25 protein-coding genes and 1 pseudogene are annotated in these 23,178 nt (G+C 47.7%); 15 read left to right on the top strand and 11 right to left on the bottom strand.

The genetic code is table 11. The features are described from left to right. Positions 1 to 409 precede the first annotated feature (409 nt). Positions 410 to 657: pseudogene (locus tag JYB87_RS18700) on the bottom strand (group II intron reverse transcriptase/maturase); the annotation flags it as partial. Positions 658 to 907: 250 nt separating this feature from the next. On the opposite strand from JYB87_RS18700, the gene JYB87_RS07380 reads away from it, so the two are divergent. Both JYB87_RS07380 and JYB87_RS07375 read left to right on the top strand, forming a co-directional pair. Continuing rightward, on the top strand, positions 908 to 1,306 hold the full coding sequence (locus JYB87_RS07380; RefSeq protein ID WP_207356228.1) for a GFA family protein: 399 nt from the start codon (positions 908 to 910) through the stop codon (positions 1,304 to 1,306). A gap of 131 nt (positions 1,307 to 1,437) precedes the next feature. Continuing rightward, positions 1,438 to 2,445, top strand: coding sequence for a glutathione S-transferase family protein (locus tag JYB87_RS07375; RefSeq protein ID WP_207356227.1), 1,008 nt, complete (start codon positions 1,438 to 1,440; stop codon positions 2,443 to 2,445). A gap of 6 nt (positions 2,446 to 2,451) precedes the next feature. Here the strand turns inward: JYB87_RS07375 and JYB87_RS07370 are convergent, their stop codons facing one another. From JYB87_RS07370 to JYB87_RS07355, 4 genes are all read right to left on the bottom strand, one after another. Further along, positions 2,452 to 2,685, bottom strand: coding sequence for a DUF3389 family protein (locus JYB87_RS07370; protein WP_207356226.1), 234 nt, complete (start codon positions 2,683 to 2,685; stop codon positions 2,452 to 2,454). Positions 2,686 to 2,815: 130 nt separating this feature from the next. Beyond that, entirely contained in the window at positions 2,816 to 3,298 is a 483-nt protein-coding gene (locus JYB87_RS07365; protein WP_207356225.1) for an FKBP-type peptidyl-prolyl cis-trans isomerase, read from the bottom strand. Between the two features lie 74 nt (positions 3,299 to 3,372). Next, positions 3,373 to 4,245, bottom strand: coding sequence for a WYL domain-containing protein (locus tag JYB87_RS07360; RefSeq protein WP_207356224.1), 873 nt, complete (start codon positions 4,243 to 4,245; stop codon positions 3,373 to 3,375). Between the two features lie 320 nt (positions 4,246 to 4,565). After that, positions 4,566 to 5,783, bottom strand: a complete 1,218-nt coding sequence (locus JYB87_RS07355) for a lytic murein transglycosylase (protein WP_407695833.1) — start codon at positions 5,781 to 5,783, stop codon at positions 4,566 to 4,568. Between the two features lie 195 nt (positions 5,784 to 5,978). On the opposite strand from JYB87_RS07355, the gene JYB87_RS07350 reads away from it, so the two are divergent. Beyond that, positions 5,979 to 6,338, top strand: a complete 360-nt coding sequence (locus JYB87_RS07350) for a DUF2750 domain-containing protein (RefSeq protein ID WP_207356222.1) — start codon at positions 5,979 to 5,981, stop codon at positions 6,336 to 6,338. A 15-nt stretch (positions 6,339 to 6,353) separates the two neighbouring features. Continuing rightward, positions 6,354 to 6,986 carry a hypothetical protein gene (locus JYB87_RS07345; RefSeq protein ID WP_207356221.1) on the top strand — a complete coding sequence of 211 codons (633 nt, stop codon included), beginning with the start codon at positions 6,354 to 6,356 and terminating at the stop codon, positions 6,984 to 6,986. On the opposite strand, the gene JYB87_RS07340 is transcribed toward JYB87_RS07345, so the two are convergent. Then, a complete protein-coding gene (locus JYB87_RS07340; RefSeq protein ID WP_207356220.1) occupies positions 6,966 to 7,907 on the bottom strand; it encodes a chemotaxis protein CheV in 942 nt (313 codons plus the stop codon). The genes JYB87_RS07345 and JYB87_RS07340 overlap by 21 nt on opposite strands. A gap of 193 nt (positions 7,908 to 8,100) precedes the next feature. Here JYB87_RS07340 and JYB87_RS07335 point away from each other — a divergent pair, with 193 nt between their 5' ends. Beyond that, a complete protein-coding gene (locus JYB87_RS07335) occupies positions 8,101 to 8,643 on the top strand; it encodes a lipocalin family protein (protein WP_207356219.1) in 543 nt (180 codons plus the stop codon). A gap of 18 nt (positions 8,644 to 8,661) precedes the next feature. On the opposite strand, the gene JYB87_RS07330 is transcribed toward JYB87_RS07335, so the two are convergent. Next, positions 8,662 to 9,276, bottom strand: coding sequence for a class I SAM-dependent methyltransferase (locus JYB87_RS07330; RefSeq protein WP_207356218.1), 615 nt, complete (start codon positions 9,274 to 9,276; stop codon positions 8,662 to 8,664). 137 nt (positions 9,277 to 9,413) lie between these two features. On the opposite strand from JYB87_RS07330, the gene JYB87_RS07325 reads away from it, so the two are divergent. The 5 genes from JYB87_RS07325 (at position 9,414) to JYB87_RS07305 (ending at position 12,404) form a co-directional block, all read left to right on the top strand. Continuing rightward, complete coding sequence (locus JYB87_RS07325; RefSeq protein WP_207356217.1) at positions 9,414 to 9,971, top strand: LON peptidase substrate-binding domain-containing protein; 558 nt, start codon at positions 9,414 to 9,416, stop codon at positions 9,969 to 9,971. Between the two features lie 178 nt (positions 9,972 to 10,149). Continuing rightward, positions 10,150 to 10,737 carry a sigma-70 family RNA polymerase sigma factor gene (locus JYB87_RS07320; protein WP_324032641.1) on the top strand — a complete coding sequence of 196 codons (588 nt, stop codon included), beginning with the start codon at positions 10,150 to 10,152 and terminating at the stop codon, positions 10,735 to 10,737. Further along, positions 10,730 to 11,395: a ChrR family anti-sigma-E factor gene (locus JYB87_RS07315; RefSeq protein WP_207356215.1), complete on the top strand. Its 666-nt coding sequence runs from the start codon at positions 10,730 to 10,732 to the stop codon at positions 11,393 to 11,395. Before JYB87_RS07320 ends, JYB87_RS07315 begins: the two co-directional genes overlap by 8 nt. A 266-nt stretch (positions 11,396 to 11,661) precedes the next feature. Beyond that, positions 11,662 to 11,835: a hypothetical protein gene (locus tag JYB87_RS07310; RefSeq protein ID WP_207356214.1), complete on the top strand. Its 174-nt coding sequence runs from the start codon at positions 11,662 to 11,664 to the stop codon at positions 11,833 to 11,835. A 299-nt stretch (positions 11,836 to 12,134) separates the two neighbouring features. Then, positions 12,135 to 12,404, top strand: coding sequence for a hypothetical protein (locus JYB87_RS07305; RefSeq protein ID WP_207356213.1), 270 nt, complete (start codon positions 12,135 to 12,137; stop codon positions 12,402 to 12,404). A 3-nt stretch (positions 12,405 to 12,407) separates the two neighbouring features. Here JYB87_RS07305 and JYB87_RS07300 read toward each other — a convergent pair whose 3' ends face one another. Then, on the bottom strand, positions 12,408 to 13,322 hold the full coding sequence (locus tag JYB87_RS07300) for a pyridoxal-phosphate dependent enzyme (protein WP_207356212.1): 915 nt from the start codon (positions 13,320 to 13,322) through the stop codon (positions 12,408 to 12,410). 206 nt (positions 13,323 to 13,528) lie between these two features. Here JYB87_RS07300 and JYB87_RS07295 point away from each other — a divergent pair, with 206 nt between their 5' ends. The 4 genes from JYB87_RS07295 (at position 13,529) to JYB87_RS07280 (ending at position 15,809) form a co-directional block, all read left to right on the top strand. Then, positions 13,529 to 13,945: a YccF domain-containing protein gene (locus JYB87_RS07295; RefSeq protein ID WP_207356211.1), complete on the top strand. Its 417-nt coding sequence runs from the start codon at positions 13,529 to 13,531 to the stop codon at positions 13,943 to 13,945. 443 nt (positions 13,946 to 14,388) lie between these two features. Further along, a complete protein-coding gene (locus JYB87_RS07290) occupies positions 14,389 to 14,724 on the top strand; it encodes a hypothetical protein (RefSeq protein WP_207356210.1) in 336 nt (111 codons plus the stop codon). Between the two features lie 303 nt (positions 14,725 to 15,027). Then, entirely contained in the window at positions 15,028 to 15,495 is a 468-nt protein-coding gene (locus JYB87_RS07285) for an EVE domain-containing protein (RefSeq protein WP_207356209.1), read from the top strand. Continuing rightward, positions 15,492 to 15,809, top strand: coding sequence for a hypothetical protein (locus JYB87_RS07280; protein WP_207356208.1), 318 nt, complete (start codon positions 15,492 to 15,494; stop codon positions 15,807 to 15,809). Before JYB87_RS07285 ends, JYB87_RS07280 begins: the two co-directional genes overlap by 4 nt. 146 nt (positions 15,810 to 15,955) lie before the next feature. Here the strand turns inward: JYB87_RS07280 and JYB87_RS07275 are convergent, their stop codons facing one another. Next, positions 15,956 to 17,611: a dipeptidyl-peptidase 3 family protein gene (locus JYB87_RS07275; RefSeq protein WP_207356207.1), complete on the bottom strand. Its 1,656-nt coding sequence runs from the start codon at positions 17,609 to 17,611 to the stop codon at positions 15,956 to 15,958. A gap of 241 nt (positions 17,612 to 17,852) precedes the next feature. Further along, complete coding sequence (locus tag JYB87_RS07270; RefSeq protein ID WP_207356206.1) at positions 17,853 to 19,418, bottom strand: dipeptidase; 1,566 nt, start codon at positions 19,416 to 19,418, stop codon at positions 17,853 to 17,855. A gap of 186 nt (positions 19,419 to 19,604) precedes the next feature. Here JYB87_RS07270 and JYB87_RS07265 point away from each other — a divergent pair, with 186 nt between their 5' ends. After that, positions 19,605 to 21,761, top strand: coding sequence for a M3 family metallopeptidase (locus JYB87_RS07265; protein ID WP_207356205.1), 2,157 nt, complete (start codon positions 19,605 to 19,607; stop codon positions 21,759 to 21,761). A 98-nt stretch (positions 21,762 to 21,859) separates the two neighbouring features. On the opposite strand, the gene JYB87_RS07260 is transcribed toward JYB87_RS07265, so the two are convergent. Beyond that, on the bottom strand, positions 21,860 to 23,095 hold the full coding sequence (locus tag JYB87_RS07260; protein ID WP_207356204.1) for an HIT family protein: 1,236 nt from the start codon (positions 23,093 to 23,095) through the stop codon (positions 21,860 to 21,862). Between the last annotated feature and the right edge of the window lie 83 nt (positions 23,096 to 23,178).

The raw sequence follows: 23,178 nt of genomic DNA, 5'->3' as shown, positions 1-23,178 counted from the left end.
AACTTAACAAGGCTAGGCACAACGACGGCTTTTCCGTTGCGGCTTTGCCTTCACTACAAAGCCGCGCGTGCTGGCGGCGTTATATGACTTTGAGTGAATCATGCTTACTATGCTAATTAATTTGGTTGTTGGGGGATTGTTTCTTCTACTTTTCCCAAAGCTAGCTCGCAAGCTAATTGTCTGGATGGTAAATTTTTGCTCGAAGCTATTATCGGGTGAAGTTTTGAATCTGGAAGATGCGGTGCATCTCAATTATATCCGTGTTTTAGGTATCTTAAACTTGTTTATAGGTTTACTGGTCTGGCTTAGATATGTACCAGTCATTTAATCGGGTAGCCGGAGGTACCTAGCCTCCAACCCCCACACCACCCTGCATGCGGCTCCGCACAGGGCGGTTCATCTAGAACACCTAACCTGTTATTTGGCTAGGATAATGAACAGAAATCCATCCCTCTCTTAGTGAATACAATCCTGCGTTCATCAGATATTCGTTACTCAGCGCTTGCTGTATGCCTGGAGTTTTCGAGCTACGCCAAGGGCTTTACTTGTGATCCCACAAGCAACGGTGGCTTGGATCCTGACACCTCGTTTAAGTAGATTCTGCACCTTAGTCCGTGGTTTTCTCCACTGACGCCAATAGCACATTCGTATTCGACAATGGCTCCAATTGAATTTGAACTGCATGTAACATGAATTAATAGGTGCACGCACTATCAACTGCCCTATCGATTGCAATTGAGATTGCAAAACCGGGCGAAAAACTAAATCCAAGCGGTGAAGACCTCACACATTGGCAAACGAACTCGTCAGCATTCAACTGGTTATCAAATCAACATAAGACCCTCAGCCAATATTCAACGCCTTGCTAATGTAGTAATTTGGAATCTCTTAACTCAGGAGATGCCAAATGAAGCACACTGGAAGTTGCCTTTGCGGCGGGATTCAATACGAGATTAACGGCCCACTGACAGATGTTTTGAACTGTCACTGCTCAATGTGCCGTAAACTGCATGCCGCGGCATTTCGCACCCGTGCCACAGTACAATCAGCCGATTGGCTCACAGTCAAAGGCGAGGCACTTTTAACTTTTTACGAATCTTCGCCCGGTGAGCACAAAGGATTTTGTCGCACATGTGGTTCTAGCATCTATACCAAATTTGATGCTAATCCTGCGGTGTTTGGCTTTCCGTTAGGAACGCTCGATAGCGACCCCAAAATCAGCGCAGAACGCCATGTGTTTGTTGGCAGTAAAGCGCCGTGGTTTGAGATCACTGATAACCTGCCACAACACAAAGATTATGAATAATCATGGCCATTCCCTCGCCTACCCAGCAGCTATGTTCTAAAAAGTAGGATTTAACCACCCAAATTTGCGCCTTTTTGTTTGCATAAATCGTTTATACACTGAGCGCCATGCAGAAATAATGAGGTGACGTTATGGGATTACTACAATCAGGCAAATGGGTTGATCAGTGGTATGACACCGAGAAAACCGATGGCAAGTTTGTTAGAGAAAATGCCCAATTCAGAAACTGGGTGACCGCTGATGGCAGCGCTGGCCCAACGGGTAAAGCTGGCTTTAAAGCGGAAGCGGACCGTTATCATCTCTATGTTTCGTTAGCCTGCCCTTGGGCTCATCGCACGCTCATCTTTCGCGAGTTAAAAGGCTTACAACAGTTGATCCCAGTAACGGTCGTTGAGCCGCATATGCTCGAAAACGGCTGGGAATTTGCCGGACAAGGCCAATCTGCCAATGCCCACCATATTGCCGGAGCGCAAGCTGATCCACTGTTTGATAAAGATTTTTTATACCAGCTCTATCTTGAAGCTGACGCTGATTACAGCGGTCGCGTTACAGTGCCAGTGTTGTGGGACACTCAGCAAAATACCATTGTGAGCAATGAATCTGCCGATATTATTCGCATGTTTAATTCGGCGTTTAACCAACTGACTGGTAACAGCACTGACTACTATCCAGCAGCGCTGCGCGCCGAGATTGATGAGTGGAACACACTGATTTACCCCAACATCAATAATGGTGTTTATCGTGCGGGCTTTGCCACCCATAGCGATGCCTATGAGCAAGCGTTTGATGATATTTTTACTACGCTGGACAAATTAGAGCAGCATTTAAGCCAACAGCGCTATCTGGTGAAAGGCCAGCTCACAGAGGCCGATTGGCGCCTATTTACTACCTTAATCCGGTTTGATGCCGTGTATGTTGGCCACTTTAAAACTAACCTGCGCCGCATTGCGGATTACCCCGCGTTATCGGCTTATGTACGCGATCTGTATCAACAGCGGGGCATTGCAGACACCGTGAATATTGAGCACATCAAGCAGCATTATTACTACAGCCACGACAGCATTAACCCCACCCGAATTGTGCCGAAGGGGCCGGCATTGGATTTTACTGCGCCGCACCATCGCGCGCTGCTTGGCTAAGCGTTATCAGCGAGTTTCTGCAGCAATGCCATAGAAGTCGGCAATCTGCTGCAGTTGCTCAGCGTTTTCAAGTGGCATCTGCCAACTCACCGCCCCCACATTGGCCACCAGCAAATTGGCTGATGCAATTAAGCGTAAGTCTTCGGCCAATACCGTCAGCACTGTGCCCGCCGGTTGCAGGCGCACTTGTAATTCCATTGGCGACAAGATTAATTTGGCGTGAGCTAATGTCATCAGCATGCAGCTATTCCATCGTTATTGCTTAAGCGGTTAGCAACAAAGATATCAACAAAATCATCAAAAAAGCCCGTATTGACGGGCTTTAAACGCAACGATTGACTAAAGCTCAATATGGCTTAGTCAACACGGCTTAATGGTGATGACCACCATCGCCATGAGCGTGACCATGTGATAACTCTTCTGCTGTGGCATCACGCACACCGGCAACGGTGAGATCGAACGTCAACTCACGCCCTGCGAGTGGATGGTTGGTATCAACAGTGGCCATAAATTTACCCACTTTCAATACTGTCACTTGGCGTTGGCCTTGATCAGTATTCACCACCGCCATCATGCCTGGCTTCCAGACTTTAGCGCCTTGCAGATGTTTAACAGAAACACGTTGCTCAGCATCTGCCGAACGTTCGCCATAGGTTTCTGCCGCAGGCAGAGTCACAGTAAAGCTATCACCTTCGGCCTTGCCTTCCAGCGCTTTTTCAATGCCGACCATCATATTGTTGTGGCCATGCAGATAGGCGATTGGGGTTTGACCTTCGTTGCTTTCTAGCACTTCACCTTGCTCATCACGCAGGGTGTAATTTAATTGCACAATTTTATCTTTTGCGATTGTCATGACGCTTCCTCAAACACCGCGATTCGTTAAAGTGGCCGCAGCTTAACAAAAGCCGCTGAACGCTGCCAATTTAATTAGCTATTTGCGCCGGGCACAATCGACAAGTGTTCCAGCTTGGTCAGTATCTCAGTATTTTTCAGCGCTAATTGGCATACGCCGGAGCTAATTTTATGCTCAGCCGAGCAATCCACGCTCCAACTGCGCAGCAAATAAGCCGCCAGCGCTGCGTTTGAATGCAGCTTCAACTCACCCTGCTGCATGCCATAATCAAGTGCAATTGCTTCAGGATGGCGTAAGCTCGGATGGGGAATTAACACCAACTCTAACGGCGTTAACCACGCGCTATCAGCCGCGGGTTGCTCATGCACCGCCACCGTGGCGAGTTCGTTACGCACTTGTTTAATCCGCGTGACCACAAAATCGGTAAACAGTTTATGGGTACGGTCGTAGGCGCGCACGTGCCAACGTTGGCCGTTGTTAATCAAGCTATGGGGCACAATTTCACGCACGCTTTCGCCAGATGAGGTCGACACATAACTCACCTGCAACGCCACGCCTTGCTGAATGGCGCGCATCACCGCGGCAATGACATCGGGTTTGGGATGAATCAACTGCTGCGCATCAATACAAACACGACTTGGCACCAACGGCTGCGATAAACCATCACCAAAGCCACGGGCAAGCCCAGTCAAAATTGCCTGCGGGTCATGCTCAAATAGCGCTTTAAACTGCGGTTGACGTTGATAGTGGCGTGTCGGATGCACCAGCTTCAGGTTGTCTGGTGCCAGTTCACGGTACAAAGCGAGATCGCGAGTGGCGGCAGCAAGGCCAGTGGCAAATTTCGTGATCAGATCTTGGCGGCTAATCTGCCCAAAATACTGCAGGCAGAAGTCGATAAAAGCGAGGCGTTGTTTCTGAGCGTGATTGATTTCATCCAGACGAGACATTAACGGGCTTTCCTAAGGTGTTAACAATAAAGCAACTTTACCCCAAAGCCCGCTAACTAGGGAAGGTGGGAATACGTGCCATGCGTGCTCTGCACAGGTAAACAGTTTTAGATGCAAGGCGCGGTTTGCCGCGAATGATGATTCCTTCGCAAAAACTGCAACGCCGCAGATGACACTGTATACCAAGCCCAGCGGGGATTTGTAAGCTGATTCGTTTTCATTAGCGGGAATATCCGCTGATAATGCCTAACAACCACAATTGCTTACAAATCCAGAGCCGATGGAGGCGTATTCTTACCTTCCCTCAATCATTTTGATTATCAAGAACCCAAAATGCCGAGTGCATTGAAGGTCGCGTCATCCGGGAAGCCATCTGGAATGAGGCCTTTACTCGCTTGAAATGCGCGTAAGCTTTTGCGCGAGTTGCTGCCCAAAATGCCGTCCGGTTTGCCAGCATCAAACCCGAGTTCATTGAGTTTCTGCTGAAGCAGTTTAATCTCATCACGACTGCGGCGTTGTTGCTGTGGTGGCGCAACCGCCAACTTACCTGCACCGATGATGCGATCCGCCAAATGCCCCACACTGATAGCGTAGAAATCAGAACGGTTCCAACGTTTGATCACTTCAAAGTTGTCATACCCAATAAATGCGGGGCCTTGGTGGCCTGCTGGCAAGACCAAGGTCGCACTGACATCCGCTACCGGTAAGGTTTTACCATTGGCTTCAGTTAAGCCCAGCTGTTGCCAGTCAGCCAAAGGTTTGGACTCGCCAATCAGATTGAAATCAAACCCTTTGGGCAGTTTCACTTCCCTGCCCCAACGCAGATTACGCTGCCAGCCTAGATGCTGCAGAAAGTTTGCCGCAGAGGCTAATGCATCTTCGGTACTATTCCACAGATCAGCTTTGCCATCGCCATCAGCATCAACTGCATAACTGGCATAGGCACTCGGCATAAATTGGGTGTGGCCCATGGCTCCCGCCCACGAACCTTGCATCTGCTCGGCAGAGAATCCATATTTTTGGCTCAGTTGCAGTGCGGTGATCAATTCTTTGGTGAAAAACTCACTGCGGCGATGATCGCAGGCTAAGGTAGCCAAAGAGTCCAATACCGGCATTTTGCCTTTATAGCCGCCGTAGTTGGTTTCCATGCCCCAAAATGCCAATAGATATTGTGCGGGGATGCCGTATTGCTTGGTGAGCTGATTTAACAAGGTACGGTGTTGTGCCAATAGTTCGCGGCCTTTATTCACCCGCCAGTCGGTGATCCGTTGATCAAAGTAGCCAGCAAAGGTTGAGGTAAATTCAGGCTGACGACGATCGAGCTCAATCACCCGAGTAACTACCTGCAAATTTTGCAGATGGGTTTTCAGGGTTTGGTCATTCACCCCTTGCGCTTTGGCTTGCTCAGCAAACGTGCGCAAACACTGCGGAAAATCGCTTTGTACTCGCTGGATCTCATGTTCAACGTCAGTTGCACCTGATGCAGCCAATACTGGACTGGCCAACAAGGCCACTACCCAAGAAATCTTTTTTAACACCGACAGCCTCCTGTCATAGTTCAGTGTCATCTTGGCTTCATCCTAACATTGAGCAGCATTTTTTTAAGCGCAAATTCGATTTTCGCTCAACAAACAGTGTTTTTTTGAGCAGATGGAAATTCTCACCAACTATTTCTTGGTCAGCTGGCCGCTTAACGTATAATGACCGCAATTAGCTATTAAGGAATCTAAACCATGAGTGAACAATCTGCTGCGCTGAGCGGCTTCTTGAAAAACATTGAAGAAACGCAAACATTATGGGCGTTGCAAGATGAGTCTGGTGATGGCTGGGTTGTGTGTGACTCCACCATGTATGAAGACACTGATGTGATGCCACTGTGGTCAACCCAAGAGATGGCCCAAGCCCAGTGTAACGGCGAATGGCAAGAGTTTACGCCAAGCCCAATCAGCATCGACGAGTTCCTTGAATACTGGGTAGAAGATCTGAACGAAGATGGCGTGACCATCGGTATCGATTGGCAAGGTGAAGAAAACTGCGAAGAACTCGAGCCAATCGAATTTGCCAAAACCTTAGCTGACGTAGAAGCTGAGTAATTTCGCGCAATTCTAATGTCCGGTGCGCTGATTGATATTCCGTTTGAGTTTCGCCATATCTGTTGGTTTTGTGGCGAACCCTGCAATCAGCTACTGGACTATCCCTATCGCCATGCGAACTACCGCACCATCACTATCCCCTGCTGTAAAGAATGCTTACAGCTCGCCAAAAAGCAGCTACTGACCTCCTACGCTGAATGCCGCGTTGCAGTAAAAGATGCCTTGATGAAACGCTATGCTAAGCACCTCGCCATTGGCCTGAATTGGACCAAAGAGGAGTTAGAGGAAGCCGATTTTACTTGTCGGACGTTGCAGAGTTTCCAACAAAGCGCTTGGTTTATGTATGAGGTTGCCCGTGACCGCATCAACTTTGCCGGTTGGCAACTGAGCGTAGACGGCGTAACACTGGACGTCACCATCAACGATACCCGCTTTGAATTTGATGGCGTGCAATACAACTCAGTATTTGCAGCGATTGAGCACTATTGTCGCAATTTGGCGTTAGATAAAGATTTTTTGAGTGGGCTAGTTGCCGTGGTGGGCAAAGTGCGATTTGGTCATGCGGTTCGCCTTGCCAGAATCCATATCGTGTCATCTGACAAGGTAAAACGCGCCGTTATCCAAGAGTTAATCGACGATTTGACGTAAACGCTCTTGCACCGCTTCAACCAGCAGATCGGGTTGGAATTTCGAGATAAATTTATCGCAGCCCACCTTCTCCACCATTGCATGGTTAAAGCTGCCACTGAGCGATGTGTTCAGGGTGATAAATAGGTCGGACATGCGCGCATCGTTACGGATTTCGTAGGTTAGACGATAGCCATCCATTGACGGCATTTCGGCGTCAGTAATCAACATCAAATATTCGTCAGTGACTTTTCTACCACTGTCAGCCACGGCTTTGAGCTTCGCTAACGCCTCGGCACCATCGGTGGTTTCAATCACTTCAATGCCAAGTTGCCCCAATGTATCTTTCACTTGGCGGCGCGCGGTGGGTGAGTCATCAGCGATCAACACCTTTCGGCCTGGCATCTCTTTCACCAGCTTTTGGTCAAGCACATCATCAGAAAGCTCAATGTCATAATCGATAATTTCTGCCAGAACTTTTTCCACGTCGATAATGGATACCAAGGTAGTTTGCCCTTGCACTTCTAGGCGGGTAATTGCGGTCAAATAATGGTTACGGCCAGCATTTTTAGGCGGCGGCAGAATATCTTGCCAGGTCATGTTAACGATATGCTCGACTTTGCCCACCAAAAAGCCCTGCACTGAACGGTTATACTCGGTGATGATCAGGTTGCTATGCTCATCTGCTTGCATTGGGCTGAAGCCAATTGCGCCACGCAAATTAATCACCGGAATTGAGGTGCCACGAATATTGGCAACCCCACAAATACAGGGATGGCGCCCAGGCATGGCAGATAAATGAGGCACTTTCACCACCTCTTTTACCTTAAAAACGTTGATGGCATAGAGTTGAGTCGAGTTAATACGAAACAGCAGTAGCTCTAGACGGTTTTCGCCCACTAATTGCGTACGTAAATCAACTGATTCCAATAAATTTGCCATAACGTGTCAGAGCCTTTTTTACTACTTTGGAGGGACTAATTAGATACCATTATAGTGTGAAAGCTTTGTTTACATATTGAGGGAATGCAAATTTATTACTAACTGACCGAATTTATTACGATTGATCAGTTTTTTTCGCTGATTCGTATCGCTGTTTGTCGTAACAAAAATGCAGATTTTAAAGGGAATAAAAATGAAAAAATTCAGCATACTGTTGATATTGATGTTGAGCGTACTTACTGGCTGCACCAGTCTTGATAAAAAAGTGGCGGTAGTATCGCCCTTTTCGCCGCCACAATATTTAGGAAAATGGTATGAAATCGCGCGCTTAGACCACTCTTTTGAACGCGGTATGACCCATGTTACTGCCGAGTACAGCCGTGAGGACGACAGCATTAAGGTCATTAATCGAGGTTTTGACACCGCATCAGACAAATGGGAATCGGCCAATGGCACAGCTTATTTTACCGATGGAGACAACACTGGCCGTTTGCGCGTGACCTTTTTTTGGCCGTTTTATGGCGCTTACCAAATCCACGAGATTATCCCTAATCCGCCACAACAAGATGAACCTTATCAAGTGAGTTTGGTGATGGGGCCAAACAGCGATTACATGTGGATATTGGCGCGGACACCGCAAATCAGTGATGAGATTAAGCAGCAGCTCGTGGCCAAAGCCGTAGCGCTTGGTGTCGACCCAAATGGGATTATTTGGGTCGATCAATCCCCGAAATAGAAGTAGTGCTAATAGAGCTTAATCAATAACACTATTGGCCGGTTTTATCGCTAAGGTAAGACCGGCAAGCCCCGGCAAGTGATGCGCCTTACGAATGGAAAATCCCGCCAATTTTAGGCATTGATGCATTTCACTGTGATTAAAGCGATTGGTTTGCGGATGCTCAAACAGTCGCTTACTGATTGGGTTACAAATCGCGGCACGATACAGCTCTTCGATGACAAAAGCGCCGCCCGGTTTCAGCACTCGAAACACCTCGTCCACGGCAGTTTGCCAATCTGGCACGTGGTGAAACACCGCAAAATCGCAGACTAAATCAAACTGTTGATCATCAAACGGCAGCCGAGTTGCATCTGCTTGCATCAGCGTTAACCACGGTGAATCTGGATAACGTGCAGCGCTAAATGCCAGCATCTCTTCGTCTAAATCAACCGCTACGACTGACGCCGCGCCAAAGCCGCTACGCAACAGTTGTATCCCTTGACCAAAGCCGCAACCAATCTCTAATGCCTTATCGATGGCAGGAATATTGTTATCAAACAGTTTTAATAGCAGTGGTTGCTCTACTGTGCGCTGCAACCAATGGCGCACAGGGTGTTTAACCACCATACGTTCGAAGCGATTCAGTTTCATCGTAACTCCTAACACCGTGAGAACTTTCTAATAATCTATCTTACTTGCATGACCTTGATGTGTCACAGCCTAAACGGCAGTGATCTCAACGATGGCTTAGTACGTAATCATTGCCACAAGGTTTACTGAGTGTGCATATGAAGCTTACATCCATCCCGCTGTTTCCATTGCCCATTTGCTTGATGCCGGGCGGACGCACTGAATTACGTATCTTTGAACAACGCTACAAACGGCTTGTCAGCGAGGCCAGCAACAATCTATACGGATTTGGTTTGTGTTTGTATCAACACGAGCAACAAATTATTCCGGGCAGTGGCTGTTTGGCGCGCATTATCGACTTTGAACAGTTGCCCGATGGCCTTTTGGGGATCACCATCGAAGGCACAGACAGATTTCAATTAGACCGCTTCGTTGTTGAGGAAGATGGCCTAAAACGTGGTGAGATTACCCTGCAAACCGCTTGGCCAGCATCGCCGCTCTCCGAGGAAGAGCAACATATTGCACGTCAGCTTCAGACGATACTCGAGCAACATCAACCGAAGGCCAAATACAGCGATGATTTCTATAAAGATATCACTTGGGTCTGTCAACGCTGGTTAGAAATTCTGCCGATTGACTTGGCGGCAAAACACCAATTAATGATGCAGGCAGATCATCAGATGACGCTTGACCTGCTGCAACAACTCATCGAGTGATCCTTTTGGCAGCGGCTTTCGTATTGGCCTCAGTGAATAAAAGTAACAGCATTAGCTTAATGTATTGCTAAGTCACAATGTCTTGGCGCTACAGAGCAACAGTGGACATGGACAGAACTCGCGTAACCAATGGTAAAAGGACTAAGATAAGCGGATGACAGTTCAACTTAGTAATGCCATGAATCAGCGCACATCGAGTGAAAATCAAACTCCTCATCAATGGCTTAACACGCTGTTGTTGCAGGTGGCTGCGGAACGCGACAAGGCGGCATTCCAGCAGATTTTTCACCATGTCGCCGGCAAAATCATGAGTTTTGGCCAGCAGCGGCTTGGATCTCAAGGGCTGGCTAAAGATCTGCTGCAAGAAACCATGACCTTGGTATGGACCAAAGCCCATCTGTTTGATGCAGAAAAAGGTAACGCCATCACCTGGATTTTTACCGTGATGCGCAACCAATGTTTTGACATGCTGCGCAAGGTGCAACACAACCGTGAAGACTGTTTAGGCGACAACATTTGGCCATTGGTTGATGTCGCGCCTGCAGAAGCAGATCACGCGGTGACCCGCGAACAACAGAGCCTGTTACTCAGTCATTTGGAAAAACTGCCCCCTAAACAACGTCAGGTAGTGCAAGGCATTTATCTACGCGAGTTAACCCATCAGCAACTGGCGGAAGAACTCAAAGTACCGGTGGGAACTGTGAAATCAAGATTACGTCTCGGATTAGAAAAGCTGCGCAGCTGTATGGAGCAATACGATGATTAACCATCACCCCCGCCCAGAATTGATTAAACATCATGCGGCAGGTGAATTACCTGTTGGCTTGGCGATTGCCGTATCTGTGCATTGCTCTATGTGCTCTAGCTGCCAACAAGCACTGATTCAGGCTGAAGCTGAACTCGCCAGCACGCTGTTGGACGATGACAGCATCACAACTGTTGAGTTAGATATTGGCAGTGAATTGGCATTTGCTGACATCTGTCAGCAAATTACTGAGCTTGATGAGGTTGAAACGGTAAGCAGTAAACCCCATTTTATCTGCGTAAAGGGCAATACCTATCCATTACCCACCGCGTTGCAACCGTTGACCGATGCATCATGGACTTCGGTAGGCAAGATTAGCCGCATGCGTTACCAACTGGAAGATACCGCTGGTCGCGCCAGTTTACTTCACATCGACGCTGGCGGTGGTGTGCCGCAACACACCCATAAAGGTTATGAGCTGACCTTGTTACTCGATGGCGAGTTTAGCGATGAAACAGGCCACTTTGTGAAAGGCGATTTTATCGAGCGTGATGCCAATCATGAGCATGCGCCTTTTAGCGAGCAAGGCTGTTTATGTTTCACCTTGGTAGATGCACCGCTGCACTTTACTAAAGGGTTAGGCAAGCTACTGAATCCATTTGGCCAACTGCTGTACTGACAGATTTTACCTTAGAGGTTACTGAAGCAATTACGCCAAAAACCTTTAATATCATTGTCATAAAGCTATGGTTATCTATGCTTCGATAAACCTAGTTTTGCGTACAGCTTTTACACAGCTTACCCACAAATTATGCTTGCTTAGTGAAATCGGTTATGTTAGCTTCTGATTCACATTAATTTCTTTAGCATGAAAAACTAAGGATATCTTATAGTTAAATCAAGTGCGTCGTGTAGACGCTAGAACAACAAAAAGGAGTGTGGCCTATGTCATACAAAGTAGACGGACATGAAATTACAGTGAACTTCCCTGTAGATTCAATCTCAATCAATAAAAACTCAATCGCCTTTACTGACAAAAAAGGCAAAAAGTTACAAACTTTCTCTCAACGTACTGAAGCTCTGAATTTTATGAAGTGGCTGGTCAGCGCAAGCAAGTAACACTACATCGTCTTATCGGTACATCTCACTAACCTCTTACTCTCGTACCGAATCCCTACAGCAAATTGACGATTTCAGCGCCAATCTTGCATCCTAGTTTGGTCCAGGTCGACATCCCCTAGAGGGGCTCGCCTGACCAAATAGGTAATCCAGCCCACATCCAATCCAACATCAATAATCCACCAATTTAACGTTGATAATATCCGTCCCTCTCACAAAGAGATGATAGTTTCGCATTAGCGACATCTGCTCTATAGTGCTCGTCATCGAGTTCAGATATCGCGTAACCAGTTATCATCTTGACCAAGCCTAACGTTCAACAAGCAATGCAGTTGCTTATCGCGGAAATTGAGCGGCAAATTCCGTTGCAGATCAGCGAAGCCAACCTCTGTGGTGGGAAGTGTGTTGGCTGTCCGAAAAAAATGCTGGAGATGCTCGATAGCGAGCTGAGCTATTGGAAATATGCAGATTCTAGCTTGATACCGACGCTCGCGGATCTGAATCGTTTAGCCAAAATTGCGAAACGAACCCATAAGGTATTTAGCAAGAACGGCTTTATTCCCGCCTAACGCTTAATCGCTAAACAACTGCGGATATTTGCGCTGATAGCGTGGCAACATGCTGCTATTGCCAAGTAGCCCTCCTTGATGCAGATACATCAAGGGCATGGCAAGCGTAGGCGCAGTTTGCAGCAATGTCATCCACCCCAACGGATCGTAGAGTAACTCAAAAGTCACTCCTGTTTGATTGAGCAGGCGCCATAGGGTTAAAAAATCGCGGTAACACTTACCGAAATGATATTTTTTGGCGGGGGCGACTATGGTCGGATGCCACTGCCGATTAGCGCAAAGCTGGTCAAACTGCTGTTGCAAATAGGCTGCATCGCCCACCACGGGGCAGGTAAACACCTCGATAGCCAATTCATGCTGTTTGAAATATTTCGCGAGAAATAAGGCGGTTGTGCCTGTTCCTGACGGCAGAAATAGTGCGAGTTGGCTCAGTTGCTCAGCTTGGTACCAATCCGCAATCTCTTCGGCGAGCTTTGCCACGCCATATTCAGCTTCGGCCATGCGGCCGCCCTCTTCTATAAAAAGGCATTCAGGGTCATTGGCGGCCAATTGCTGCAGGTAACTAGCGATTTGCTCGCCACCGCTCACGGGCGCAGGCAACACCTTAGCCCCTAGCGCTAATGCGGCAGCGTAGTTGCCAGAGGGATTCGCCAACAGCAGCTGCGGCAGATGATCGACATAAAATTCTAGCTGCCAGCCTTTGAGCTGACACAAGGCCGCCATGGAATAGAGCGAGTTCGCTTGCGCTGAGCCATAACCGAGCACTTTTTTTACTGTGGGGAAGTCTTGCTCATAAAAGTAGAGAAACTTGCGCGCCTTATTGCCCGAAAACTGTGGGTGTAATAAATCATCACGTTTGATAAAGACGTCATGCCCCGCCACATGAATCTGTTCAACGGGTGAATTTGCTAACTTCATGGGTGAACTCACACATTAACCTTGGCAAATTCTAACCAGCGCCAATTAGCGAAACCATCATAATTTAGTGAAAAGCACTACTGCTGCTCCTGAAATTAATCAGCCAGAAAGCGATATACATTTAAAAACAATGTGTTATAACGAACTCAACATTTGGCACAGATATCGCAAAGTCGATAATAAGCAATAACAATTAAGGAAATACGATGTCTCTACTTCGACTTATTTTTAACATCGCATGGTTTTTGTTGGGTGGGTTCGTGATGGGGCTCGCCTGGTGGTTGGCCGGCATTATCTGCTTCATTAGCATCATCGGCATTCCGTTCGGGCGCGCCTGCTTTGTCATTGGCGAACTCGCGTTTTGGCCCTTCGGCCAAGATCACGTCAGCCGCGATCAATTCTATGGACGTGAAGATATCGGCACTGGCGCCCTGGGGATGATCGGCAATATCATCTGGTTCTTACTGTTTGGGATTTGGTTAGCCATCGGCCACCTGGTGCATGCCTTTGGTTGCTTTATTAGCATTATCGGCATCCCATTTGGTATCCAACACCTGAAGCTGGCATTACTGACGCTCACCCCAATCGGTAAAACTATCGTCAATGGTGAAGCACGCGCTTAACCGCCGCTAATGACGCGGCAGTAGATAAAAAGAGCCTATCGTTTCGATGAGGCTCTTTTTATTAATGGCGCGCGATTACCCAGACGCGATGCTAAGAGACTGCTCAACACTTTCACATCAGCGCTAACGGCTGCCATCACAGCATCAAATCTAACCTCAATGCCAACTTGTAATTTAATTCCAAACCCAGGTTGAGTGACTAAACGCCGCTTTACCGACTAAAACGCGAAACAAATCACACAGCAATCGAACGAAGTATAAAATTTAATCAATTGAATTTCATAAACTTACAGATTTGATACTAGAAAAAGGTCTAATATAACAACTGGTCATACCACATCACCAAAAAACAGGGATAATATGTAATAAAGTTTCAGAAGCGACAAATAAACAACAGTTCGCGAACAGAATTAAAAATTAAAACATTACAGAGGGAAGAAACCATGAAAAAATCAACTGTAGCAGCTTTAGCTCTCCTAGCCTCATTAGGTTCAGCAGCCACTATGGCAGACTCACTGCAAAGTGGTGTTGAGTCACTGCAACTGCCAATGACGCTGGATACAGGTGTTTTAACTCGTGCTCAGTATACGCCAAAAGGTGTTGAATACTACATCACCACTGAAGTTAAAGAGAAAGAGTTAACTGAAAGCACCACCGCAAGCGCATGTGCTAACTTGGCACCTGAAGCGCTGGCTAAAGGCGTAACTTACAACTACTTCAACCAAGCGGGCTATCTGGTAGCGAAAGTAAACGTTGCCAACGACACCTGTGGTCGCTAAGCAAATCGCTTGATTGAAAAAGGCTCCTATGGAGCCTTTTTTATTTTGTAATTCAATCTGATAAAACAAAATTCATCACTCAACACACAGTTCCTCGTTGTTGCGAACTTTCCCCAATGTTTAGAAAAATTATTACACCACAATTTGTAATATAATTACAAAAATGGCGTGATACTAGTCCGCTCATTTGTTGATTATTTGTTATCAAAAATATGCTTACAGCGCCACTTAGGCGCATTTATTGGCCTTCCACGCTGAAAATCCGTAAGCTTTTTCAAGAATCATCATTAGATAGGGCATCACGTGCGTTATTGGCTTTTCAAATCTGAACCGGACGATTATTCAATCAGTGATCTGCAACTCGCGGGCGAGCAAGGCACTTGCTGGTTCGGGATCCGCAATTACCAAGCACGGAATTTCTTGCGTGATGAACTGCAAGTGGGCGATTTGGTATTGTTTTATCATTCCAGTTGCAAGCAACCTGCGATTGTAGGTACTGCAGTGGTAACCAAAACAGCCTACCCAGATCCATCGGCAACCGATCCGCAATCGCCCTATTTCGACGCTAAATCCACCGAAGCGCAACCGCGTTGGTTCTCCGTCGATATTCAATGGCAGAGTACCTTTTACCAACCGGTGACGCTGAGTTTTATGAAGCAACATCCGCCACTGGCACAGATGTACCTTATACAAAAAGGTAGCCGCCTCAGCTTACAACCAGTGACTGCTGAAGAATGGAATATAATCAATAAATTAGGAGTTAATGGATGACGACAAGAATTTCACACATCCTCGCGGCAATTAGCGTAGCAACGACATTGATGTTACCTAGCGTGTCATTCGCCAAAAATGATCATGGTGAACTGCCACCCGGACTGCAGAAAAAAGCGGCTAAGGGCAAACCATTACCGCCCGGTTGGCAAAAGCAATATCATCGCGGTGACATTATTGAGCGTGATCTGTACGACCGAGGCCGCATTGTCGTGCCACTGGATGATAAAGGGCTAATCACAGTAAATATCGAAGGTACGCTGTTTAAATTGAATCAAAAAACGCGGGAAATTATCGATATTCTCGCGCGTTAGTAAGCGCTTTCGACAAGATTCGATAACAAACTTCATCAGCAACAAAAATTAAAAAAGCAGCGTGCAATCATCGGCATCGCTGCTTTTTTGTAACTGAATAACGCAAGTTTAGACTAACGAAATCTGTCAGTTGCCCCGAACTGCGCTTAGATTTTATTTGGATAGATAGGCTGAATATCTACCGGAACATCGCTCAAGCTGGCGTTAACTGCACGCACACCATCGTCTATATGGCCATATTGAGTTAAAAACGCTTTTGCTGCGGTGTAGTTGCCATCACCTTGCAGCACAACCACATCATGTACTAAGTCGGTAATCGCCTGCTCTAACTTGGCAAAATCGATGTGATACAAGCCATCATTTTGATGCACCAGCGCACCTTTATCTAAGAAGTAGCTGTACTGGAACGCCGCACCAATCCCATGAGCTTCGTGCACACCAAAGCGCATTGAACGGAATAGCCCTGCCGCGTAGGTTGCTAACAGATTGTTTTTCTCAGCCATTGGCAACTCGCCTTTTTGCATCAAAAACAGAATGTTGTGGGCACCCATCACATCGGCTTTACCCTCTTCAATGCCCGAATAAAGCTCCTGCAGTTCAGCGGCCACGGTCGTAGGCTTACCGTTTTTCACGATAGAGCCTGGGCCGAGTGAATGTGATAATTCATGGAACAGGGTTTCATAACCAAAATACTGTTGATCCAGCAACTTGGCTTGTTCTGGGATCAGAATATGCGCTGCCATTGGCTTCATGATGCGTTCAAATTTTGCCGCCATCACGTTGTTTAGCAGTACTTTCTTCGCGCCTTTAGCTTCTCGCACTTGCTCATCATTAGGCAAGTTAAATGCGATGGTTTGCACGCCGGGCACGTTATCACCGCCGCCTTGGATTTGATCTGCGACCGCGATTGGTGATTCAAAGCCACGTTTAAAGTTTTTGTAGCTCTCAGCCACCGGCAAGTTCGCTTCCATATCGCGCAGATACTTTTTAAAGCGATCGAGCTTGGCTGATGCCGCAGGATCTTTAATGGTTACAAAGGCTTCAAAGGCAGTTTTGTAGCCAAACAGGCCGTCGGTGTAGTTTTCGTAAGGGCCAATGGCCACTTCGATCGGCGTATCTTTCAGATCCATCCACGCGATTTCTGACGCAAAATATTCGTCAGTGCGAAATGCTTGCGCCCGCAACACCAAGAATTTCTTCAGACTTGGGTTGCTGGTGATCAGTGCCGCGTCTTCCAACAGTTTGGCCGCAGGTTCTAACCATTTGGCGTAATACTTTGAATAAGGAATGGCCACCAGCTTGTTGCCGTCACGACGGATCACAGTATAAAGGCTAGTAAATGCCGCTTTGTCTTGCGGATGCTTGGCAATCCAGTCGTTGAATTCTTGTTTGGAAATGTCTTGCGGATAGAAGCCTGCACCCGCCGCATTGTGTTGTTCACCAAAGAAAGGATAACCTGCCGCCAAGCTATCCCAAGGGCCAAAATGTTCATCAAACATATTCAGCAGCAACGCTTTATTCGGCGCGTTAGATACAGCAATCTCGGCGCGAATTTGTGGGTTATGTTCATTCACTTGGCGTAGATAGATTTCGCTCATCAGCTGCGCCGCTTGGATCAGCTTGTTGACCACTTGCTTCTCTTCTGCGTTCAAAAATGCGCTGTTTACCGACATCTGCACCGGCACAATCTTGTCGCGTTGCTGTTGTAGGTTGTAATTTTCAGGCTGAGATTCGGCCAATGCCAACGTGGCTGGCAGCGCTAAAAGCCCCGCGAGCGCAACAGAGATAAGTGATTTTTTCATTGAACAACGTCCTTTCTGCTGCATAAAAATATGCAGGCCACACTAATGTTATGTGGTCTTCTAATCGTGTTGAATTGCTTCAATGTCACAAGCCGTGCATCGAGTGCGCCCATTATTGTTAAGCCACGCGCCACTGTCCAGCAATTAGCTCGATGAACGGCCAAACCACAAAAAAGCGGCGAATGATTGCTCACTCACCGCTGTTAATGGCCGCATTGCCCCGCAGCAACCAAGCTTGCGGCTATTGCTTAACCGCCAGTTCCACCATCGCAGCGGTGTACATTTTCAAATTAAGCTGTAACTGTTCGCGGGTGATAAATTCATGCTCACTGTGGCCGGTATATTCCACGCCCGGCATAGCGGGGCCGAAACTGAGGGCATTGGGGAACAACTTACTGTTGGTTGAGCCGCCAATTGCCACCGGCTTTGCGTTTTCAATCCCGGTAAAGTGCGAAAAGACATTCAGCAAGGTTTGCAGATGCGGTGCGTCACGCATCACCATCGGCTCACCCCAATAGCTACTGCTATCCAGCAAACTCAGTTGATGCTGGCTTTGCCACGCAGTTAATGCAGCAGCTGTTTGCGCCGTCAGCATTTCAGACGTTTTGCCAACCGGACGGCGCAGGTTGAGGGTAATCTTAGTGCCTTCTGCTTGCTGTTTTACTACGGTAACCGCCAGAGACATTGGCCCCATAAAATCATCTTGATAAGCAATATCGCCAAACTTTTCAGCGTATAAACCGGTGCCGACCAATTCATTGATAAAGGCTAAGGTCATCGATGCTTGCGTTTTTGGCCACGGCTGTTGCGATAACAAATCCGCAAGATAACTCACCGCATTGATGCCATCTTCCGGTGTTGATGAGTGTGCCGATTTACCATCGGCAGCAATCAACAACTGACCATCGGCCACGGTAAATTGATAGTGCATGTTACTTTGCTGCGCTTGCGTTGCCGCGGCCGCTTTTAATGCAGCGATAAGTGCAGCAGACGGCTCAGCAATCACCGCGCTGGCCTGCTGCGGAATTTGACTGGCAAAAGAACCGCCACTGAATTGCACTAAGCGGTTCGGCGCTACATCATCTGGACGCGCAGGAATAGCGGGAATCGTGGCGCTGATTTGACTCCAGCCTTTTTCTGCCGTGACCACTGGATATTCCGCGTCAATGGTAACGTTGATATCGCCCGGCTGATAGGTTTTCAAAAACGCTTTTAGCGGCTCCCAGTCTGACTCTTCGCCCATATAAATCATCAATTCGATACGGCGTGCGAGTGGCAAGCCTTGGTCTTTGATGCTTTTCATCGCATACAAAGCCGTTGCAATTGGGCCTTTATCATCTTCGGTGCCGCGACCAATTAGCTTGCCTGGCTCTGAGGTGGTATCCATCAAATAAGGGCTTTGCTGCCATAAGCTGGGATCGGCGGGTTGCACATCACCGTGGGTAATAATGCCCAGCTTATGGGCGCCGCCGCCCTTGTCTTCGCCAAAGCCCACCAACAGCACATAACCATGATCGGCATAATCGAACCCCAATGCTTCAGCCTTGGCTTTAACCGCCGCTTTAAAGCCAACAAATTGAGGATTATTGTCCGGCGTCAGCCCATCTACCCGCACCGTATTAAAGCTGACCAGTTGTGCCAGCGTTTGCTCCATCGCCTCGGCATAGTGCGCCACGCTGTAGTCTGCAGTGCGCTGTGCGAGTGGCGTGACTTGCAATTTTGTGGTGTTTGCCGACGCCGTAATGGGCAACAAGGTGGCGCTAAGGCTGGTTGCGATAAGGGTAGAAAGTAGCAGTTGTTTAACCATAACAAACTCATTTGACGATTGGGCGAATGAACAATTGCGCCTATCTTGCCATAAGCCTTAGCAACAAAATGCAAAGTAAAAACCTTGTTACAACTTAGCCGCGGCAAGATTCGGCAAATGGTCGGCTCGCATGTTATCTATGGTAGCCATAGCGCATCAACGCAGAAAAACGATAACGAGGATGGAATGAAATTTAGCTATACCCTATTCGCCGCCAGCATTTTAATGGCACTTGGCAGCAGCCAAATATACGCCAGCACCACGCAGCAACCGTCACCCACCGTAGCGATGGAAAGCCAAGGATTAGTGCGAGTTAATCCATTTTTCCATCCGTGGGGGACGTATCAAGAGATCCCCGATTTTGCACGGATTAAAGATAGTGATTATCTGCCAGCATTTGAGCGCGCCTTGGAAGAGCGTCGACTCAATATCAATGCAATCATTGAAAACCCCGCACCTGCATCGTTTTTCAACACGATTTTAGCGATGGAAAACGCTGCGCCATTGCTGAGTAAAGTATCAAGTGTGTTTTACGGCCAGCGTTCAGCCAATCCGAATCCTGCAATTCAAGCGTTATCAAAAACCCTTGCGCCGATGATGTCAGCGGCAAGTGATGATATCTATCTGAATGACAAGCTGTTCCAACGGGTGAAAGCAGTCTATGACCAACGTGAACAGCTCAAATTGAATGAAGCACAGCAACGACTGCTAAAAGACACTTACCTGAGCTTTAGTCGCGGTGGCGCTAACCTCAATGCGCAAGACAAAGCTAAGCTGCGCGAAATTAACACTGAACTTAGCCAACTGAGCCTGAGTTTTCGTGAAAATATTCTGGCCGACACCAACGCCTTTAAGTTAGTGGTCGACAATCAAGCAGACTTGGCCGGTTTGCCTGCCGATATTGTTGCTGCAGCGGCCACTACCGCCACTAAAAAAGGCTTAGATGGCAAATGGGTGTTCACCATTCAAAAGCCCTCTTACATCCCGTTTATGACCTACGCCGACAATCGCGAACTGCGTAAACAGATGTACGATGCCTACACCAGCCAAGCCGACCACAATGATGCGCACGATAACAAGCAGAACCTCGCTAAAATCGCCGCGTTGAGAGTCGAAAAAGCGCAACTGCTTGGCTATCGCAGCCACGCTGATTTTGTGATGGAAGAACGCACAGCGCAAAAACCTGAAAACGTTTACGCTCTGCTCGACAAGCTGTGGCCTGCAGCCTTGGCAAAAGCCAAAGATGAACGAGCGCAGATGCAAGCGCTAATAGATGCCAGCGACAAGCCGTTCAAACTTGCCGCATGGGATTGGCACTACTACGCCAATAAAGTGCGTGCCGAAAAATATGACTTTGACGAGCAACAAACCAAGCCTTATTTCTCGCTCGACAATACCCTCAAAGGCATCTTTTATACGGCTAACCGCCTGTATGGTTTGACCTTTGTTGAGCGTAATGATTTGCCCAAATATCACCCAGATGTACGTACTTTTGAAGTAAAAGACAAAGACGGCAGCGTGCTTGGGATCTTTATGGGCGACTACTATGTGCGTGACAATAAACGCAGTGGTGCATGGGCAAGCCCTTATCGCAAACAGCAGATGCAAAATGGCAAACGTATTCCACCGATTGTGGTCAACGTGCTCAACCTCGCCGCGCCTATCGATGGCAAGCCGACCTTGCTGACCTTTGATGAAGCCAGCACTGTGTTCCATGAATTTGGCCACGCGCTACATCATCTGTTATCTAACGTTGCTTTCACCTCACAAGCAGGAACTGATGTGCCACGCGACTATGTGGAGTTTCCATCGCAAGTGAATGAAAACTGGATGACCGAACCTGAAGTGTTGGCGCACTTTGCTCACCACATCGAAACTGGCGAAGTCATTCCACAAGCCCTGATTGAAAAAGCATTGGCAGCAGGTAAATTTAACCAAGGCTTTAATACCGTTGAATATTTAGCGGCGACTAAGTTGGATTTGGACTGGCACAGCCTGACCGACAGTAAACTGCGTGATGCGGCAGCCTTTGAACAAGCCTCGCTGGAAAAGATGGGCTTGATTGAAGAGATCCCACCCCGCTACCGCAGCACCTACTTCGGCCATATATTCTCAAGTGGCTATGCTGCCGGTTACTACTCCTACATTTGGGCCGATATTCTTGGTGCTGACGCCTTTGAAGCATTCAAAGAGAAAGGGATTTTTGACCAAGAAACCGCTGACGCCTTCCGCTACAAGCTACTGTCCCAAGGGGGTAGCCGCGACCCAATGCAGATGTATCGTGACTTCCGTGGTAAAGATGCGGATATCAAACCGCTGCTAAAAAGCCGTGGCTTGCTGTAAGCCCTAATCTTTACAGGTAATAATCGCCTAAACACAAAAGCGCTGATACTCGAATCAAGATGTCAGCGCTTTTTTGTTGTATCAACCGATAAGATTAATCAATTGCGAGCTTGAGTATCGGTTTCCACACAATCTTCCGCACCGTCTTCTGCACCTGCGTCTGCACCCTCTTCAGCACGGTTTTCCACATTATCTTCCGCAGCAATCCATTGCCGTATTGAATTAGCGTTATGGTAAGGATTGGCCTGGCACACATACAAACCAATCTGCTCATAGCCGCCCATCATCTGTGTTTTGGTTAAAAACTCCACGTACAAGCCGCAGCCAGGGCCGTTATTGATGATCATGTTGTAGGCAGGCGTCATCCCCATTTGGGTCATCAGCCCGACAATCGCTCGAATCGCTTGCTGTATGCCTTGCGCCAGTTGGGTTAACTCATAGGTAGTAAGTTGATGCAGATAGCGCTTATGGCTCTCTTTAAAAATCAGCAACATATCAAGCGGCCGTTTCATAAAATACGGCACCATCAGCTGCACTGCGCCGTAGTCTTTCACCAATAACTCTGCCGGGTTTTCCTCAATCATATATTGGCTAAAGGCGCGCTCATGGCGCTTACGGAAACAAAGATTATTAAAAAAGTGCTGCGGCAAAATATTGCTGTAGGCGATTTGTTGGTGGCCATGCACCAAGGATGCGCCGGCACTGGCACCATAATTTTTAATGATGGAGACATAACCGCTGACTTGGCGATCTTCCACCTGCTTGCCCGACTGCGCCATAAAGTCGGTCGGTTGATGCAGCAGAGTCGATTCCACCGCCGCCAACCGCTGCAAACAGATAGTGGCATCGTTCAACGGAATATTGTACCAATCGCGATCATGGATTGAGGATGTCCACTGCAGCAGGTGAAAACCGTAAGACGCACGCCCCAGATGATATGGGTCTTGATGCTGAAAATAATCCGGCAGCTCCTGCGGCACATACTCAATGGGGTGAAAAATCGGATAAAGGTTTTTACTGATAAAGGTGAAGCCCTCACTCTGCTCGGCAATATCAAGAATATCAGCGCTAGCACCCTCACAGATAGGACAAGGTTTAGCCGCCTCAATAGTGTGTGTTGCTTGAGTATGGGTTTGTGGCCGCTTGGCGCGAGAGGAGTTGTACACCACCAGATTGCCGTTACGCGGGTCAATTTGGCAGATGCCATCTGGGGCAAACTGTTTCAACAAGGGATCATTGCTGATGTGCTGCAATAACTGATCAAATTGCAGTTGAGTAATGTCTTCGCCAACCGCCATTTTGCGGGCTAAATCTAATGAAAACGCCTGAGTCATCTAATGTTTTCCTCACCACAGTCCTTTGAAGTATAGGCCGATAACAGCATTTATGAGTTTGCCTCAAGGGAGCGGCTTTGCAA

Source organism: Shewanella avicenniae, from assembly GCF_017354945.1.
Taxonomy (GTDB): domain Bacteria; phylum Pseudomonadota; class Gammaproteobacteria; order Enterobacterales; family Shewanellaceae; genus Shewanella; species Shewanella avicenniae.
This window is presented reverse-complemented; position numbering and strand designations above follow the sequence as displayed.